The 14,746-nt window shown below is 74.7% G+C and carries 14 protein-coding genes; 11 read left to right on the top strand and 3 right to left on the bottom strand.

Annotation, left to right across the window (positions count from 1 at the left end; all coding sequences use genetic code 11):
• Nucleotides 1–244: 244 nt before the first annotated feature.
• The 7 genes from E7744_RS10295 to dapF all read left to right on the top strand — a co-directional run bounded on the left by E7744_RS10295 (nucleotide 245) and on the right by dapF (nucleotide 6,288).
• Nucleotides 245–697, top strand: coding sequence for a helix-turn-helix domain-containing protein (locus tag E7744_RS10295; RefSeq protein WP_137774032.1), 453 nt, complete (start codon nucleotides 245–247; stop codon nucleotides 695–697).
• Between the two features lie 89 nt (nucleotides 698–786).
• Nucleotides 787–1,005 (top strand): DUF3046 domain-containing protein, encoded by a 219-nt coding sequence (locus E7744_RS10290; RefSeq protein ID WP_137774031.1) that lies wholly within the window; start codon nucleotides 787–789, stop codon nucleotides 1,003–1,005.
• A 237-nt stretch (nucleotides 1,006–1,242) separates the two neighbouring features.
• Nucleotides 1,243–2,301, top strand: a complete 1,059-nt coding sequence (gene recA / locus E7744_RS10285) for a recombinase RecA (RefSeq protein WP_137774030.1) — start codon at nucleotides 1,243–1,245, stop codon at nucleotides 2,299–2,301.
• 20 nt (nucleotides 2,302–2,321) lie between these two features.
• A complete protein-coding gene (locus E7744_RS10280; RefSeq protein ID WP_246858400.1) occupies nucleotides 2,322–2,888 on the top strand; it encodes a regulatory protein RecX in 567 nt (188 codons plus the stop codon).
• Between the two features lie 9 nt (nucleotides 2,889–2,897).
• A complete protein-coding gene (gene miaB / locus E7744_RS10275; RefSeq protein WP_137774028.1) occupies nucleotides 2,898–4,397 on the top strand; it encodes a tRNA (N6-isopentenyl adenosine(37)-C2)-methylthiotransferase MiaB in 1,500 nt (499 codons plus the stop codon).
• A gap of 8 nt (nucleotides 4,398–4,405) precedes the next feature.
• Nucleotides 4,406–5,335: a tRNA (adenosine(37)-N6)-dimethylallyltransferase MiaA gene (miaA, locus tag E7744_RS10270; protein ID WP_246858399.1), complete on the top strand. Its 930-nt coding sequence runs from the start codon at nucleotides 4,406–4,408 to the stop codon at nucleotides 5,333–5,335.
• Nucleotides 5,332–6,288, top strand: a complete 957-nt coding sequence (dapF, locus tag E7744_RS10265) for a diaminopimelate epimerase (protein ID WP_137774027.1) — start codon at nucleotides 5,332–5,334, stop codon at nucleotides 6,286–6,288. Before miaA ends, dapF begins: the two co-directional genes overlap by 4 nt.
• 4 nt (nucleotides 6,289–6,292) lie before the next feature.
• On the opposite strand, the gene E7744_RS10260 is transcribed toward dapF, so the two are convergent.
• Nucleotides 6,293–6,913: a class I SAM-dependent methyltransferase gene (locus tag E7744_RS10260; RefSeq protein WP_137774988.1), complete on the bottom strand. Its 621-nt coding sequence runs from the start codon at nucleotides 6,911–6,913 to the stop codon at nucleotides 6,293–6,295.
• A 383-nt stretch (nucleotides 6,914–7,296) separates the two neighbouring features.
• Here E7744_RS10260 and hflX point away from each other — a divergent pair, with 383 nt between their 5' ends.
• Both hflX and E7744_RS10250 read left to right on the top strand, forming a co-directional pair.
• Nucleotides 7,297–8,880 carry a GTPase HflX gene (gene hflX, locus E7744_RS10255; protein WP_137774026.1) on the top strand — a complete coding sequence of 528 codons (1,584 nt, stop codon included), beginning with the start codon at nucleotides 7,297–7,299 and terminating at the stop codon, nucleotides 8,878–8,880.
• Complete coding sequence (locus E7744_RS10250) at nucleotides 8,877–10,940, top strand: ATP-dependent DNA helicase (protein WP_137774025.1); 2,064 nt, start codon at nucleotides 8,877–8,879, stop codon at nucleotides 10,938–10,940. Before hflX ends, E7744_RS10250 begins: the two co-directional genes overlap by 4 nt.
• Nucleotides 10,941–11,060: 120 nt before the next feature.
• On the opposite strand, the gene E7744_RS10245 is transcribed toward E7744_RS10250, so the two are convergent.
• Together E7744_RS10245 and lexA are read right to left on the bottom strand one after the other, a co-directional pair.
• Nucleotides 11,061–12,134, bottom strand: coding sequence for a hypothetical protein (locus E7744_RS10245; RefSeq protein ID WP_137774024.1), 1,074 nt, complete (start codon nucleotides 12,132–12,134; stop codon nucleotides 11,061–11,063).
• 59 nt (nucleotides 12,135–12,193) lie between these two features.
• Nucleotides 12,194–12,835: a transcriptional repressor LexA gene (gene lexA, locus E7744_RS10240; protein WP_210417214.1), complete on the bottom strand. Its 642-nt coding sequence runs from the start codon at nucleotides 12,833–12,835 to the stop codon at nucleotides 12,194–12,196.
• Nucleotides 12,836–13,148: 313 nt separating this feature from the next.
• Between lexA and E7744_RS10235 the strand changes: the two genes are divergently transcribed.
• Together E7744_RS10235 and E7744_RS10230 are read left to right on the top strand one after the other, a co-directional pair.
• Nucleotides 13,149–13,508, top strand: a complete 360-nt coding sequence (locus tag E7744_RS10235) for a LysM peptidoglycan-binding domain-containing protein (protein ID WP_137774022.1) — start codon at nucleotides 13,149–13,151, stop codon at nucleotides 13,506–13,508.
• 79 nt (nucleotides 13,509–13,587) lie between these two features.
• Nucleotides 13,588–14,706, top strand: a complete 1,119-nt coding sequence (locus E7744_RS10230) for a histidinol-phosphate transaminase (protein WP_371415338.1) — start codon at nucleotides 13,588–13,590, stop codon at nucleotides 14,704–14,706.
• Nucleotides 14,707–14,746 lie beyond the last annotated feature (40 nt).

The raw sequence follows: 14,746 nt of genomic DNA, 5'->3' as shown, positions 1-14,746 counted from the left end.
CACGATCGCGACCGGGCCGGGCGGGGCCTTGCCCCGGGCCGCGGAGCGGTCGCTACAGTGGGGCGCAACGGGCGCCCGGCCCTCCGCCGGGAGGACGGGGAGTCCGCTGGGAGACGCGCGCTGCCGCGGGGGTCCGGGAACAAAAACCGGCCTCCGGAGGGTTGTACAGGGCAGTGGTCCCGCCCCCGCGCCGCGGACGGGAGGGGCCCGGTTCCCAGACCGCACTCAGGAGAGACCAGTAGACATGATGAAGCAACCGGTTACCATCAACGGCATCACCCGTTGGCTGGCGACCGGCGAGACAGTCCCAGCAGACACCCCCGAGACCAAGGAGCGCGCCGTGCCAGTCCTTCGCCAGGAGATCGGAGACGTGCTGCGAGACGTGCGCCAGCGCCAGGGGCGGACCCTGCGCGAGGTCTCGCACCACGCCCGCGTGTCCCTCGGATACCTCTCCGAGGTCGAGCGCGGCCAGAAGGAGGCCTCCTCCGAGCTGCTCTCCTCCATCTGCTCCGCCCTCAACGTCCCCATGGCCCTCATGCTGCGCGAGGTCTCGGACCGGATCGCGGTGCAGGAGGGCGTGCACATCCCGGACCACATCCCCGCCGACCTCGAGGCCGACTACGGCCGTCCCGCGCTGGGGACCACCGTGCCGGACGAACTGCCGGACGACCTCACCCAGCTCGCCGGCAGCCACTGACCACCCGCGGGCTCGCCCGCATCCACCGCCATGGCCGCAGACCGCCCGGTCTGCGGCCATGGCCGTCCCGTGCCCGGAGGGGGACCACCATGAGGCTCAGCGAGTTCCGCCGACTGATGGACGAGGAGTTCGGCCCGGCCAACGCCGGGATGATCGCGGCGTCCCTCGTGCTGCCCACCCTGGGCACCACCGCGGACAGCGCCCTCGACGCCGGCTGGGACCCCCGCCGCGTCTGGCTGGACGTGTGCGAGCTCCAGGGCGTCCCCGAGGAGCGCCGCCTGGGCCGGGACATCCCGCCGCGCGACTGAGGAGCGCGGGCGGCCCGGGGCGCCGGTGCCGCGACACGCCGGCCGGCGGGATTCGAAAACAGTTTCGAAGGAGAGTAGTCTCCTGCACGGGACGTCGAGCGGGGCGGGAGCCAGGCATGTCGTCCACAGCGGCCACGGGGCCACGTTAACTCGTCCGGGGTGCCGGATAGGTTCATCTACAGCATCAGGGACCGGCCGACCGGCCGGAAGCCACCAACACACACCCAGGGGTGAATCATGGCGTCAGCCACTGACCGCGAGAAGGCACTGGAAGCCGCACTGGCCCAGATCGACAAGCAGTTCGGCAAGGGATCGGTCATGCGCCTCGGCGACGACGCCCGCGCGCCGATCGAGGTCATCCCCACCGGCTCGGTGGCCCTGGACGTGGCCCTGGGCATCGGCGGCCTGCCCCGCGGCCGCGTCGTGGAGATCTACGGCCCCGAGTCCTCCGGCAAGACCACGGTGGCGCTGCACGCCGTGGCCAACGCCCAGCGCAACGGCGGCATCGCCGCGTTCATCGACGCCGAGCACGCCCTGGACCCGGAGTACGCCCGCAAGCTCGGCGTGGACACGGACGCGCTGCTCGTCTCGCAGCCGGACACGGGCGAGCAGGCCCTGGAGATCATGGACATGCTGGTGGGCTCCGGCTCGCTGGACATCATCGTCATCGACTCCGTGGCCGCGCTCGTGCCGCGGGCCGAGATCGAGGGCGAGATGGGCGACAGCCACGTGGGCCTCCAGGCCCGGCTGATGTCCCAGGCCCTGCGCAAGATCACCGGCCGCCTGGCCCAGACGAAGACCACGGCCATCTTCATCAACCAGCTGCGCGAGAAGATCGGCGTGTTCTTCGGCAGCCCGGAGACCACCACGGGCGGCAAGGCGCTGAAGTTCTACGCCTCCGTCCGCGTGGACGTGCGCCGCATCGAGACGCTCAAGGAGGCCGGCAACGCGGTGGGCAACCGCACCCGGGCGAAGATCGTGAAGAACAAGATGGCCCCGCCGTTCAAGCAGGCCGAGTTCGACATCATCTACGGCGAGGGCATCTCCCGGCAGGGCGGCCTGATCGACATGGGCGTGGAGGAGGGCATCGTCAAGAAGTCCGGCGCCTGGTTCACCTACGACGGCGACCAGCTGGGCCAGGGCAAGGAGAACGCCCGGCGGTTCCTCAAGGACAACCCGGACCTGGCCGACGAGATCGAGTCCCGCATCAAGGAGAAGCTCGGCATCGGCGTGAAGGCCGAGGAGGAGGCCGCCGAGCCTCAGCTGCGGGCCGTCTCCGGCCAGTCCCCGGCCTGATGACACGCCGCCATCTCCGCGTGGTGCCGGATCCGGACGTCCCCGAGCACCTCGCGGGCGATCCGGAGCCGGCCGCCGAGGAGGTGGCGCGGACCATCGTCCTGCGCCTGCTCACCGCCTCGCCGAAGTCGCGCCGCCAGCTCGAGGACAAGCTCGCCGAGCGGGGCGTGGACCCGGAGGTGACCGCGCACGTCCTCGACCGCCTCGAGGACGTGCGGCTCGTGGACGACGAGGCGTTCGCCGAGTCCTACGTCTCCACCCGCCAGCGCACCCGCGGGCTGGCCCGCGGGGCGCTGCGCCGGGAGCTGCAGCAGAAGGGCGTCACCGGGGAGACGGCCGAGCACGCGCTCGGCACCATCAGCGAGGACGCCGAGCGGGCGGCCGCGGTCGAGCTCGTGGAGCGGAAGCTGCGCGGCCGCCCCGTGCCCACGGGCAACGACCCGGAGGCCCGGGCGGAGCGGGACAAGGCCGTGCGCCGGCTGGCCGGGATGCTCGCGCGCAAGGGCTACCCGCCCGGCATGGCCCTCGGCGTGGTCCGGGACGTGCTGGGCGGGCTGGAGGACGAGCCGGACGAGCTCGACGACTAGAATGCTGCGGTGACTTCCACCGCCTCCCTCCCCGACGACCGCACGTACCAGGTCCGCACCTTCGGGTGCCAGATGAACGTGCACGACTCCGAGCGCATCTCCGGCCTGCTGGAGGCCGCCGGGTACACGGCGGCCGGCGAGGCCGTGGAGCCGGACCTCGTGGTGTTCAACACGTGCGCCGTGCGGGAGAACGCGGACAACCGCCTCTACGGCAACCTCGGCAACCTGCGCTCCGTCAAGGAGGGCCACCCCGGGATGCAGATCGCCGTGGGCGGGTGCCTGGCGCAGAAGGACCAGCAGGCCATCCTGGACAGGGCCCCGTGGGTGGACGTCGTCTTCGGCACCCACAACATCGGCTCGCTGCCGGTGCTGCTCGAACGCTCCCGCCACAACCGGCAGGCCGAGCTGGAGATCCTCGAGTCGCTCGAGGTCTTCCCCTCCACCCTGCCCACGAGGCGCGACTCCACGTACTCCGGCTGGGTCTCCATCTCCGTGGGCTGCAACAACACGTGCACGTTCTGCATCGTGCCGTCCCTGCGCGGCAAGGAGAAGGACCGCCGGCCGGGGGACGTCCTCGCCGAGGTCCAGGCCCTGGTGGACGCCGGCGCCGTGGAGGTGACCCTGCTGGGCCAGAACGTGAACACCTACGGCGTGGAGTTCGGCGACCGCGGGGCGTTCGCCAAGCTGCTGCGGGCCTGCGGGAGCATCGAGGGGCTCGAGCGCGTGCGGTTCACCAGCCCCCACCCGGCCTCGTTCACGGACGACGTCATCGACGCGATGGCCGAGACGCCCAACGTCATGCCCCAGCTGCACATGCCCCTGCAGTCCGGCTCGGACAAGGTGCTCAAGGACATGCGCCGGTCCTACCGCTCCAGGCGGTTCCTCGGCATCCTCGAGAAGGTCCGCGAGCGGATCCCGCACGCGGCGGTGACCACGGACATCATCGTGGGCTTCCCCGGCGAGACGGAGGAGGACTTCCAGGACACCCTCGCGGTCGTGGAGGCCTCGCGCTTCTCCTCGGCATTCACCTTCCAGTACTCCATCCGGCCCGGTACCCCCGCGGGCGAGATGGCCGACCAGGTCCCGAAGGCCGTGGTGCAGGAGCGCTTCGAGCGGCTCACCGCCCTGCAGGACCGGATCAGCGCCGAGGAGACCGCCCGCCTCGTGGGCACCCGCCAGGAGCTGCTCGTGACCGACCAGCCCGGCACGAAGGGCGCCGCCACGGGCCGGCTCTCCGGGCGGGCCCCGGACAACCGGCTCGTCCACTTCAGCGTCCCGGCCGGCCACCCCGTGCCCCGGCCGGGGGACTTCGTCACCGTGACCGTCACGGAGTCGCACCCCTACCACCTCGTCGCCGACCCCACGCCGGCCCAGTACGGGCTGCGGCGCTCCCGCGCCGGGGACGCGTGGGACCGGGCCCGGGCGGAGTCCTGCGGCGTCCCGGCCGGCTCGGGGGCAGCACCCGCCGGCGTGAGCCTGGGCATGCCGACCCTGCGCGTCGGGTCCTGAGCGCCGCGGTGCCCGGGGCGCACGAGCCGGTGATCGCCGTCGTCGGGCCCACCGGCACCGGCAAGTCCGACCTGGCCCTGGACCTCGCCGAGCGCCTCGGCGGGGAGGTGGTCAACACCGACGCCCTCCAGCTCTACCGCGGCATGGACATCGGCACCGCCAAGCTGCCGGTGGCCGATCGCCGCGGGATCCCCCACCACCTGCTGGACGTGCTCGAGGTGACCGAGGAGGCCTCCGTGGCGGCCTTCCAGGCCGCCGCCCGCGCGGCGATCGAGGACATCACCGGCCGCGGCCGGACGCCCGTCCTGGTCGGTGGCTCGGGGCTGTACGTGCGGGCCGCCCTCGACCACCTCGAGTTCCCGCCCACCGACCCGGGCGTCCGGGCCGGCCTCGAGGAGCTCGCGGAGCGGATCGGCGTGGAGGGGCTGCGCGAGCGGCTGCGGGCCGTGGACCCCGTGGGGGCCGAGCGGCTCGGCGACGCCCGCCGGCTCGTGCGCGCCCTCGAGGTGCACGCCCTGACCGGCCGGCCGTTCTCCTCGTTCATGCCGCAGCGGCGCTACCTGCGGCCCACGGTGCAGGTCGGGCTGGACCTGGACCGGGCCCTGCTGCACGCCCGGTTGCACGAGCGCGTGGTGGGGATGGTCGGGGCGGGCCTCGTCGAGGAGGTGCGTGCCCTCGACGCCGCCGGACTGCGGCAGGGCCGGACCGCCTCGCGGGCGATCGGCTACGCCCAGGTCCTGCGGGTCCTCGACGGCGAGGCGGACCTGGACTGGGCCGTGGAGGACACGGCCACCGCCACCCGCCGGTTCGCCCGCCGCCAGCTCACGTGGTTCCGTGCCGACCCGCGCGTGGCGTGGTTCGACCCCACCGGCCCGGACCTCGCCGGCCGGGTGCTCGCGCACGTGCGCGGCGCCGGCTCTCCTAGACTGGAGGCATGACCCTGCCGATCGCCCAGGACCCCGACCGCCTCCGGACCGCCCTCGACCAGCTGTCCGGACTGCGCTACGCCAAGGGCCAGGGCACCGGCAACGACTTCGTGCTCGTCCTCGACCCGGACGGCGAGACCGAGCTGTCCCCGGACCACGTGGCCGCGCTGTGCGACCGCCACTTCGGGGTGGGCGGGGACGGGCTGATCCGCGTGGTGGAGTCGCGGCACCTCATCGAGGGCCGGGACCTGCTGCGCGAGGCCCCCGGGGCCACGTGGTTCATGGACTACCGCAACGGGGACGGCTCCGTGGCCGAGATGTGCGGCAACGGCGTGCGCGTGTTCGCCCACTACCTCGCCGAGCGCGGGCTGGTGGACCTCGCCCCCGGCCGGGAGCTGACGATCGGCACCCGCGCCGGGGTCCGCACGGTCACCCGGCTGGCGGACGGCGGCTACGCGATCGACATGGGCCCGTGGACCTTCATCGACGAGGAGCTGGCCCGCGAGAGCGCCTCCGACTCCCTCGTGCTGGCCGCCGGCCTCGTGGACCCGCGGCCGGCACTGAGCATCTCGATGGGCAACCCGCACACCGTGGTGGCCCTGGCCGAGGACGCCGAGCTGCGCGAGCTGGACCTGCACCGTGCCCCCACCGTGGACCCGCTGCCGCCCAACGGCACGAACGTGGAGTTCGTGGTCGCCGCCGACCCGCTGTTCCTCGACGGCGTGGGCCGGGTGCGCATGCGCGTGCACGAGCGCGGGGTGGGGGAGACCCAGTCCTGCGGGACGGGGGCGTGCGCCGCGGCGGCCGCCGTGCGGGTGTGGGCCGGTGACGAGCAGGCCACCCGCTGGCAGGTCGCGGTGCCCGGCGGCACCGTGGGGGTCGAGTTCCGTCCGCAGGCGGACGGAACGGAGCACGTCGTCCTGTCCGGGCCGGCCCAGCTGGTGTTCGAGGGCACCGTCCTCTGAGGCCTCAGGCCCGGTCCACGCGCAGGATGCGGAACCCCTTCTCGGTCGCGTGCCGGATGGCCGTGAACTCGCCGGGGTGGCGCTCCTCCAGCGCGGCGGCGAGCCACGGCAGCAGCGAGTCCGCGCCCAGGTTCTTCTGCACCACGAGGTAGGCCCGTCCGCCCGGGGCGAGCCGGGGCAGCCATTGCAGCAGCAACGCGTGCAGGGCCTCCTTGCCGATCCGGATGGGCGGGTTGGACCAGACCAGGTCGAAGCGCGCGGAGTCCGGCACGTCCTCGGGGCGGGCCACCGTGAGGTTCTCCACCCCGAGGGCCGCCGCGTTGTCCCGGCACAGCCGGGCCGCCCGGTCGTTCACCTCGACGGCGGTGACCTGCGCGGCGGGGCTGCGCAGGCCGAGCGTGAGGGCCAGCGGCCCCCAGCCGGCCCCGATGTCCAGGAACCGGCCCGACGGCGGCGGGTCCGGGACCGTGTGCAGCATCGCCGCGGTGCCCTTGTCCAGTCCCTCGGGCGAGAAGATGCCGTTGGCGGTCTCGACCTCGACCTCGCGGCCGGCGAGGGTGAGCGAGATCCGGCGCCGGCGCTCCGGGGTGGCGGGATCGGCGGAGAAGTAGTGTGCGGAGTCCATCACCGGTCGATGCTACCGGGCCGCCCCCGGCCCCGCCTTGACACGGCCCGTAGACTGGACGGCATGTGGATCCCCCTCTCCTGAGCCGCTCGGGCTGCCCGCCGCGGCTCCCGGACCCCGGACCTCCCCGCCCGTCGGGTCGAGGACGGCGTCCGCGATGACCACCCCCACGTCCCCCGTCGTGACGACGGACCCCGCCGCCCCGTGCGCGCGCCCCCGCCGTGTCGCCTCGTGCGCCCGTGCCGCCGCCGGCCCGCCACGGCGCCGACATCCCCAGGAGGTCCCGGATGACCCCGATGAACCCCGTTTCCCGCAGCACGCCAGACCGTTCCGGCGTCCGCCCCAGCGACTACCCTAGAGACCACGCATCTTCCAAGGAGACCATGACCGAGCACCCCCAGAACGGGAACGACCAGCACGGCGCCGGGGCCCCCGGCCCGGACGAGACGCAGATCCAGGACGTCATCGACCGCATCCTCGCGGCCGACGCCGCCAGCGCCTCCTCCACCCACGGCACCCGGCCGGCCTCCGGCCGCGCCCTGGCCCTCGCCGAGGGCGGCGACGGGCACACCGAGGCGGACGGCGCCCAGTACGACCTGGCCGAGCGCCAGGCCCTGCGCCGCGTCGGCGGGCTCTCCACCGAGCTCGAGGACATGACCGAGGTCGAGTACCGCCAGCTGCGCCTCGAGCGGGTCGTCCTGGCCGGCGTGTGGTCCGAGGGCACCGCCGAGGACGCCGAGAACTCCCTGCGCGAGCTCGCCGCGCTCGCGGAGACCGCGGGCTCCGAGGTGCTCGACGGGGTCATCCAGCGCCGCCACACCCCGGACCCGGCCACGTTCCTGGGGAAGGGCAAGGCCGAGGAGCTGCGGGACATCGTCGCCATGACGGGCGCGGACACCGTGATCGTGGACTCCGAGTTGGCCCCGTCCCAGCGCCGCGCGCTGGAGGACGTGGTGCGCGTAAAGGTCATCGACCGCACCGCGCTGATCCTGGACATCTTCGCCCAGCACGCCAAGTCCCGCGAGGGCCGGGCCCAGGTCGAGCTGGCCCAGCTCGAGTACCTGCTGCCCCGACTGCGCGGCTGGGGCGAGTCGATGTCCCGCCAGGCCGGCGGCCGCGCCGCCGGCGGCGAGGGCATCGGATCCCGCGGCCCCGGCGAGACGAAGATCGAGCTGGACCGCCGGCGGATCCGGACCCGGATGGCCAAGCTGCGCCGGGAGATCGCCGCGATGAAGCCGGCGCGGGAGACCAAGCGGGCCAACCGGCGCCGGAACCGCGTCCCGTCCGTGGCGATCGCCGGCTACACGAACGCGGGCAAGTCGTCGCTGCTGAACCGGCTCACGCACGCCGGCGTGCTCGTGGAGAACGCCCTGTTCGCCACCCTGGACCCCACGGTGCGCAAGGCCGTCACCCCGGACGGGATCGGCTACACGCTCTCGGACACGGTCGGGTTCGTGCGCTCGCTGCCCACGCAGCTGGTCGAGGCGTTCCGCTCCACGCTGGAGGAGGTCGCGGACGCGGACGTCATCCTGCACGTCGTGGACGCCTCCCACCCGGACCCCGAGGGGCAGATCGCCGCGGTCCGCACCGTGCTCGCCGAGGTGGACGCGCGCCGGATCCCGGAGATCGTCGTGCTGAACAAGGCCGACGCCGCCGACCCGGTGGTGCTGGCGCGGCTGCGCCAGCGGGAGCCGCGGTCCGTGGTCGTCTCCGCCCGCACGGGCGAGGGGATCCCGGAGCTCGAGCGGGCGATCGCGGACGCCATCCCGCGCCCCAACGTCGCGCTGGACCTGCTGATCCCGTTCACCGCCGGGGACGTGGTGTCGCGGCTGCACTCCCCGGACGCGGACATCATCTCCGAGACGTACGAGGCCGGGGGCACCCGCCTGCGCGTGCTGGTGCGCGAGGACCTCGCCGAGGACCTGCGGCGCTTCGCGGTCGACCGGCCGGAACCGGCCGGCGCATGACGGGGACGGTCCAGGAGGAGGTCCTCGCCCGCACGGAGGCCGAGCGGCAGGCCCTCGACTGGCTCGATGCCGCCGTCGAGGCCACCGGCGGGCAGCGCCGGGACGGGCAGCGGCGGATGGTCGTGGAGGTCGCGCGCTCGCTGGAGTCCGGGACGCACCTGCTGGTGCAGGCCGGCACCGGCACCGGCAAGTCGCTGGCGTACCTCGTGCCGGCCCTGCAGCACGCGGTGGACGCCGAGCGGCCCGTCGTCGTGGCCACGGCCACCCTCGCCCTGCAGGCCCAGATCATGCGCCGGGACGCCCCGCGCCTGCTCGAGGCCCTGCGGGACGAGCTGCCGCGGGAGATGACCGTCGCGCTGGTCAAGGGCCGCTCGAACTACCTGTGCCGGCACAAGGTCGACGGAGGGTTCCCCGAGGAGGACGGCGCGGCCCTGTTCGGCCTCGCCGACGACGGCGAGGCGATGGTCTCCGGCGACGACGGCCCCACCAGTCCGCTGGGCCGGGAGGTCAGGCGCCTGCGCGAGTGGGCCGAGGAGACGGACACGGGGGACCGCGACGACCTCGAGCCCGGGGTGAGCGACCGGGCCTGGCGCCAGGTCTCGGTGTCCGCCGTGGACTGCATCGGTCCCCAGCGGTGCCCGATGGCGGCCGAGTGCTTCTCCGAGCGGGCCCGCGCGGACGCCGCCGAGGCCGACGTGGTGGTGACCAACCACGCGATGCTCGCCCTCAGCGCGTTCGAGGGACTGGCCGTGCTGCCCGAGTTCGACGCGGTGGTCGTGGACGAGGCGCACGAGCTGCAGGACCGCGTCACCGGGGCGGTCACCGGACAGCTGTCCGGGGGCATCGTCCAGGCGGCGGCGTCCTCGGCCCGGAAGCACACCGCCGTCGCGGTGGAGGACCTCGTCCAGGCCGGGACCGGGCTGGACGCCGCGTTCGCGGCCACGCCCACCGGGCTGATCGCGCGCGGCCCGGACGAGGTGCAGGCCGGCGCGCTGCGCGCGGTGGCCGCCGCGGCCCGCCAGGCGCTGAGCGACTCCAAGGGCGGCGGGTCCGCCGGGGACACCGCGGCCGACGGCGGCCGCCAGATGGCCCGCTCCCGCCTCCAGGAGGTCCTCGAGGTGGCCGAGCGCATGCTCGGCACCACCCCCGAGGCCGAGTACCCGGAGGTGCTGTGGGCCTCCCGCCCGGGCCGCTTCGAGCCGGGGACCGGCTGGGTGCCCGGGGACGAGACGGCGGCGCCGATGCTCTCCGTCGCCCCGCTGTCCGTGGCCGGCCGGCTCCGGGATGGGCTGTTCGGCCAGGCGACCACCGTGCTGACCTCCGCGACCCTCGCCGTGGGCGACTCCTTCGACCCCGTGGCCGGGGCCCTCGGGCTGCTAGGGGAGGGGGCGCCCCGGTGGACGGGCGTGGACGTGGGCAGCCCGTTCGACTACCCGCGCCAGGGCGTGCTCTACGTGGCCCGGCACCTGCCCCGCCCCGGGCGCACCGCCGCACCGGAGTCCTACGACGAGCTCGAGGAGCTGCTGCGGGCCTCCGGGGGCGGGGCGCTGTGCCTGTTCTCCTCCCGGCGGGCCGCGGAGGACGCCGCCGCGGAGATGCGCTCCCGGCTGGGGTCCGCCCCCGAGGTGCTGTGCCAGGGGGACGCCACCCTGTCCGCCCTCGTCCGCCGGTTCGCCGCCGAGCCGGACACGTGCCTCTTCGGCACCATGAGCCTGTGGCAGGGCGTCGACGTGCCGGGCCCCTCGTGCCGGCTCGTGGTGATCGACCGCATCCCGTTCCCCCGGCCGGACGACCCCCTCGGCACGGCCCGCTCCCGGGACGTCAGCCGCCACGGGGGCAATGGGTTCATGGCCGTCTCCGCGACCCACGCGGCCGTCCGCCTGGCGCAGGGCGCGGGGCGGCTCATCCGGACCGCCACCGACCGCGGCGTCGTGGCCGTGCTGGACCCGCGGCTGGCCACCGAGCGCTACGGCGGGTTCCTGCGGTCCACGCTGCCCGACTTCTGGCCGACCACGGACCCCGCCGTCGTGCGCGGCGTGCTCGGGCGGCTGCGCGGCTGAGGGACCGGGCGGCCCCGGGGCTGCCCCCGACGGGGCGTCCTCGACGGGGTCTCGACGCGGGACGGTCTCGACGCGGGACGGTCTCGACGCGCGCGGTGCCGTCAGGCGGGCGCGGTGCCGTCAGGCGGGCGCCGCGGCGGAGAGCAGCTCGAGGGACTCCACGGTGCGGATCCCGCGCCACTCGTGGCCCTGGGCCGGGCACCAGGCCGGCCAGTCGACCGTCCAGCCGCCGTCCGCGTGCTGGCCGCCGGCGACGCGCTCGAGGTCGGCGGCCAGCTGCGCGGCCGTGAAGACGGCCCCGGCCGCCCCGCCCGCAGCCCCGATCGGCCCGGAGCCGTCCGGTCCCGACCGGGGGTCCGTGCCGGACCAGGGATCCCCGGCGAAGTCCCACGGGCGTAGCCGCTCGCCCTCCGCCCCGCCCGCCACGGGCAGGCCGCCGTCCTCCCCGAGCCGCTCGCGCAGCCGCGCCAGGTCCGCCCGGACCGCCTCGGCGGCCCGGACGCCGGGACCCGCGGAGGCCGCGGCGGAGGGGAACGCGCGTGGGGCGGGGTCATCGGGCGCCGGGCTCGCCGTCGCGGGGAGCGCGGGCGGGGCGTCGGCCCCGGGCGCGGAGGCGGACGCGCCGAGCACGGCCAGCTCGGCGGACAGGAACCGCAGCGCGTACTTGACCTCGTAGGCGGGCAGCGGCGCCGGGCCGCCCAGGCGTGCGTGGCACCACGCGACGGCCGCCTCGGACCAGCCGCCGGTGAAGCCCGTGCGCAGCGCCGCCGCGGCGAAGCCGAACGTCAGGAGGGAGCCGGCGGGGCCCGGCTCGACCCAGGGCGCCCGGGGCCAGGGCCGGGACGGCTCGGTCATGAACGGCAGGGACCCGTCGAGGCCGGACGTGGCGGCGGCCCACTCGAGGCCGGTGCGGACCCACGGGTGGTCGGCCAGCCCCCAGCCGGCCAGCAGGTCCAGGGCGGCCAGGGTGGACAGCGGCTCGCTCAGCGGGGACCGGAGGTCCGGCTCGAGCCCGTGCCCGAAGCCGCCGTCCGGGTTGCGGTAGGCCCCCAGCGCGGCGAGGACCCCGTCCTGGTCCCCGCCGTGGAGCAGCAGGTCCACCCGCCGGCGCTCCAGCAGCCGGGCATGGGTGAACACGAAGCGCTCGGCGTCCGCGACGCGCACGCCGGTCGGGAAGGGACGGTGGTTCCTCATCGGATCCTCCTCCGTTCGTCATCGACCCGGGCACGGTGCGTCCCCGTGCCGGGCCCCGGTCAGAGGGAGCGCAGCACGGTGACGACCTTGCCCATCACCGTCGCCTCGTCCCCCAGGATCGGCTCGTAGGCGGAGTTCTGCGGCAGCAGCCAGGTGTGGCCGTCCCGCTGGCGGAAGGTCTTGACGGTGGCCTCGTCGTCCAACAGTGCGGCCACGATGTCCCCGTTCTGCGCGGCGTGCTGGCGCCGGACCACGACCCAGTCGCCGTCGCAGATGGCGGCGTCCACCATCGAGTCGCCCGAGACGCGCAGCATGAACAGCTCGCCCTCGCCGGTGAGCTGCCGGGGGAGGGTCATGACGTCCTCGACCTGCTGCTCGGCCAGGATGGGGCCGCCGGCGGCGATGCGGCCGACCAGCGGCACGGGCACCCCGTGCCCCTCGACGGCGCCCGTGTGCAGCGTGGCCACCGGCGCCGGCGCGGCCTCCGGAGCACCGCCGGCAACGGGCCGGCCGTCCTCGTCGAGCAGGACCTCCATGGCCCGCGGCCGGCCCGGGTCCTTGCGGATGTAGCCCCACTTCTCCAGCTGCCCCAGCTGGTGGGTGACGGAGGACAGGGACGCCAGGCCCGCGGCGTCGCCGATCTCCCGCATGGACGGCGGGTAGCCGTGCTGGGCGATGGCGGACCGGATCGAGCCCAGGATGACCCGCTGGCGGGGGTGAGGGGACGCGCCGCGGTCGGGGACGGGGCGTCTGGCGTGGGCAAGGGGTTCCGGGTGGCCATGCGTGGGTCCGTTCTTATCGTGTCCGTGGGGCCGACTGGGCTGTGCCGTGGCCGTCCCGCCGGGCGGCGTCACGCCACGTCCTGCCCCCGATGCTACGGGAGGAGACGGCCGGATTCAAAGGTATGTTCGAACTTTCGCTTGGCGTGTCTCGAACATGCGTGCTAGACATGGCAACGAGGAACTAGAACACACGTTCGATCAGCCCGCTCGCCGGGCGGAGAGGCAGGAGAGCATGAGCACTGCAGCATCGATCGGGGTCCCCGTCCACCGCGTCGCCGGGTTCCGCCTGAACCGCCGCGGCCGCCTCCTGCTGCTCGGGCTGCCCGTCATCGTGCTGGCCGTGCTGGCCGCGGCCGCCGCCGTGTTCTTCGGCGCCCACGCCGTGGCCCCCGCGGCCGCCTCGCCCGAGCGCTCCGCCCCCGCCCTGCGGTCGGTCACCGTGGACTACGGGGACACGCTGTGGTCCCTGGCCGGTGAGGCGGTCCCGGAGGGTCCGCGCAACGAGACCATCCTGCGCATCGGCGAGCTCAACGACCTCTCGGGCCCGGACCTGCAGCCGGGGCAGGTCCTCTTCGTCCCGGCCGCGGGCTGACCCCCGCCGCCGGCCTCGGCGGCGTAAACCGGCGAGACCGGAGCGGGGCGTGGCCGCGGCCGGTCCTAGACTGGACCGGGTGAGCACCGACGATTCCCTGTCCAGCCAGGAGGCCCTGGCCGCCCTGCCCCTCCGCGAGAACCTCCGCGGGCTGAGCCCCTACGGCGCGCCCCAGCTGGACGTGGCCGTCGCGCTCAACACGAACGAGAACACGCATCCCGTGCCCCCGGAGGTCGTCGAGGCGATCACGGCGTCCGTGGCCGAGGCCGCCGTCACCCTCAACCGCTACCCGGACCGGGAGTTCACCGAGCTGCGGAAGCGCCTGGCCGAGTACCTGGGGCATGGGCTGTCCGCGGACAACCTGTGGGCCGCCAACGGCTCGAACGAGATCCTGCAGCAGCTGCTGCAGGCCTTCGGCGGCCCCGGGCGCAGCGTGCTGTCCTTCCCGCCGACCTACTCGATGTACCCCCTGCTCGCCGCCGGCACGGACACCGCCTACGTGGCCGGGGAGCGGGGTGAGGACTTCTCCCTGACGGCGGCCTCCGCCGCGGCCCAGGTGAGCGAGCACCGCCCCCACGTGGTGCTGCTGTGCTCCCCGAACAACCCGACGGGCACGGCGCTGGGACTGGACGTCGTGGAGGCCGTCTACGAGGCCGCCGAGGCCTTCGATGGCATGGTCGTGGTGGACGAGGCGTACGCCGAGTTCGCCCTGGCCGGGACCCGCTCCGCGCTGACGCTGCTGCCCGGCCGCCCGCGGCTCGTGGTCACCCGGACCATGTCCAAGGCCTTCGCCCTCGCGGGGGCACGCCTGGGCTACCTCGCCGCGGCCCCGGAGGTCACCGACGCCCTGCGCCTCGTGCGGTTGCCGTACCACCTCTCCGCCGTGTCCCAGGCCACGGCCAACGCCGCCCTCCAGCACTATGACGTCCTGCTGGAGAACGTCGAGGACATCAAGGCCCAGCGGGACCGGATCGTCACGGGCCTGCGCGAGCTCGGACTGTCCCCGGCGATCTCGGACTCGAACTTCGTCTTCTTCGGCGGACTGGACGACTCGCACGCCGTCTGGCGGGGCCTGCTGGAGCACGGCGTGCTGGTGCGCGACGTCGGCATCCCGGGGCACCTGCGCGTCACCGCCGGCACCGAGGCGGAGACGACGGCGTTCCTCACCGCCCTGCGCGAGGTGCTCCACCGGTCCTGACGTGGCAGCATGCCGGGCCGGGCCCGTAGACTGGGAGGGG

Source organism: Citricoccus sp. SGAir0253 (genome assembly GCF_005877055.1).
GTDB lineage: Bacteria > Actinomycetota > Actinomycetes > Actinomycetales > Micrococcaceae > Citricoccus.
The sequence above is the reverse complement of the archived record's forward strand: the minus strand, read 5'-3'. Positions and strand labels throughout refer to the sequence as shown.

What these genes read in the sequence shown, in the direction of transcription:
- E7744_RS10295 (WP_137774032.1), top strand. Translation starts at nt 245, where the DNA reads ATGATGAAGCAACCGGTTACCATCAACGGCATCACCCGTTGGCTGGCG.
- E7744_RS10290 (WP_137774031.1), top strand. Translation starts at nt 787, where the DNA reads ATGAGGCTCAGCGAGTTCCGCCGACTGATGGACGAGGAGTTCGGCCCG.
- recA (WP_137774030.1), top strand. Translation starts at nt 1,243, where the DNA reads ATGGCGTCAGCCACTGACCGCGAGAAGGCACTGGAAGCCGCACTGGCC.
- dapF (WP_137774027.1), top strand. Translation starts at nt 5,332, where the DNA reads ATGACCCTGCCGATCGCCCAGGACCCCGACCGCCTCCGGACCGCCCTC.
- E7744_RS10260 (WP_137774988.1), bottom strand. Translation starts at nt 6,913, where the DNA reads ATGGACTCCGCACACTACTTCTCCGCCGATCCCGCCACCCCGGAGCGC.
- hflX (WP_137774026.1), top strand. Translation starts at nt 7,297, where the DNA reads ATGACCGAGCACCCCCAGAACGGGAACGACCAGCACGGCGCCGGGGCC.
- E7744_RS10250 (WP_137774025.1), top strand. Translation starts at nt 8,877, where the DNA reads ATGACGGGGACGGTCCAGGAGGAGGTCCTCGCCCGCACGGAGGCCGAG.
- E7744_RS10245 (WP_137774024.1), bottom strand. Translation starts at nt 12,134, where the DNA reads ATGAGGAACCACCGTCCCTTCCCGACCGGCGTGCGCGTCGCGGACGCC.
- E7744_RS10235 (WP_137774022.1), top strand. Translation starts at nt 13,149, where the DNA reads ATGAGCACTGCAGCATCGATCGGGGTCCCCGTCCACCGCGTCGCCGGG.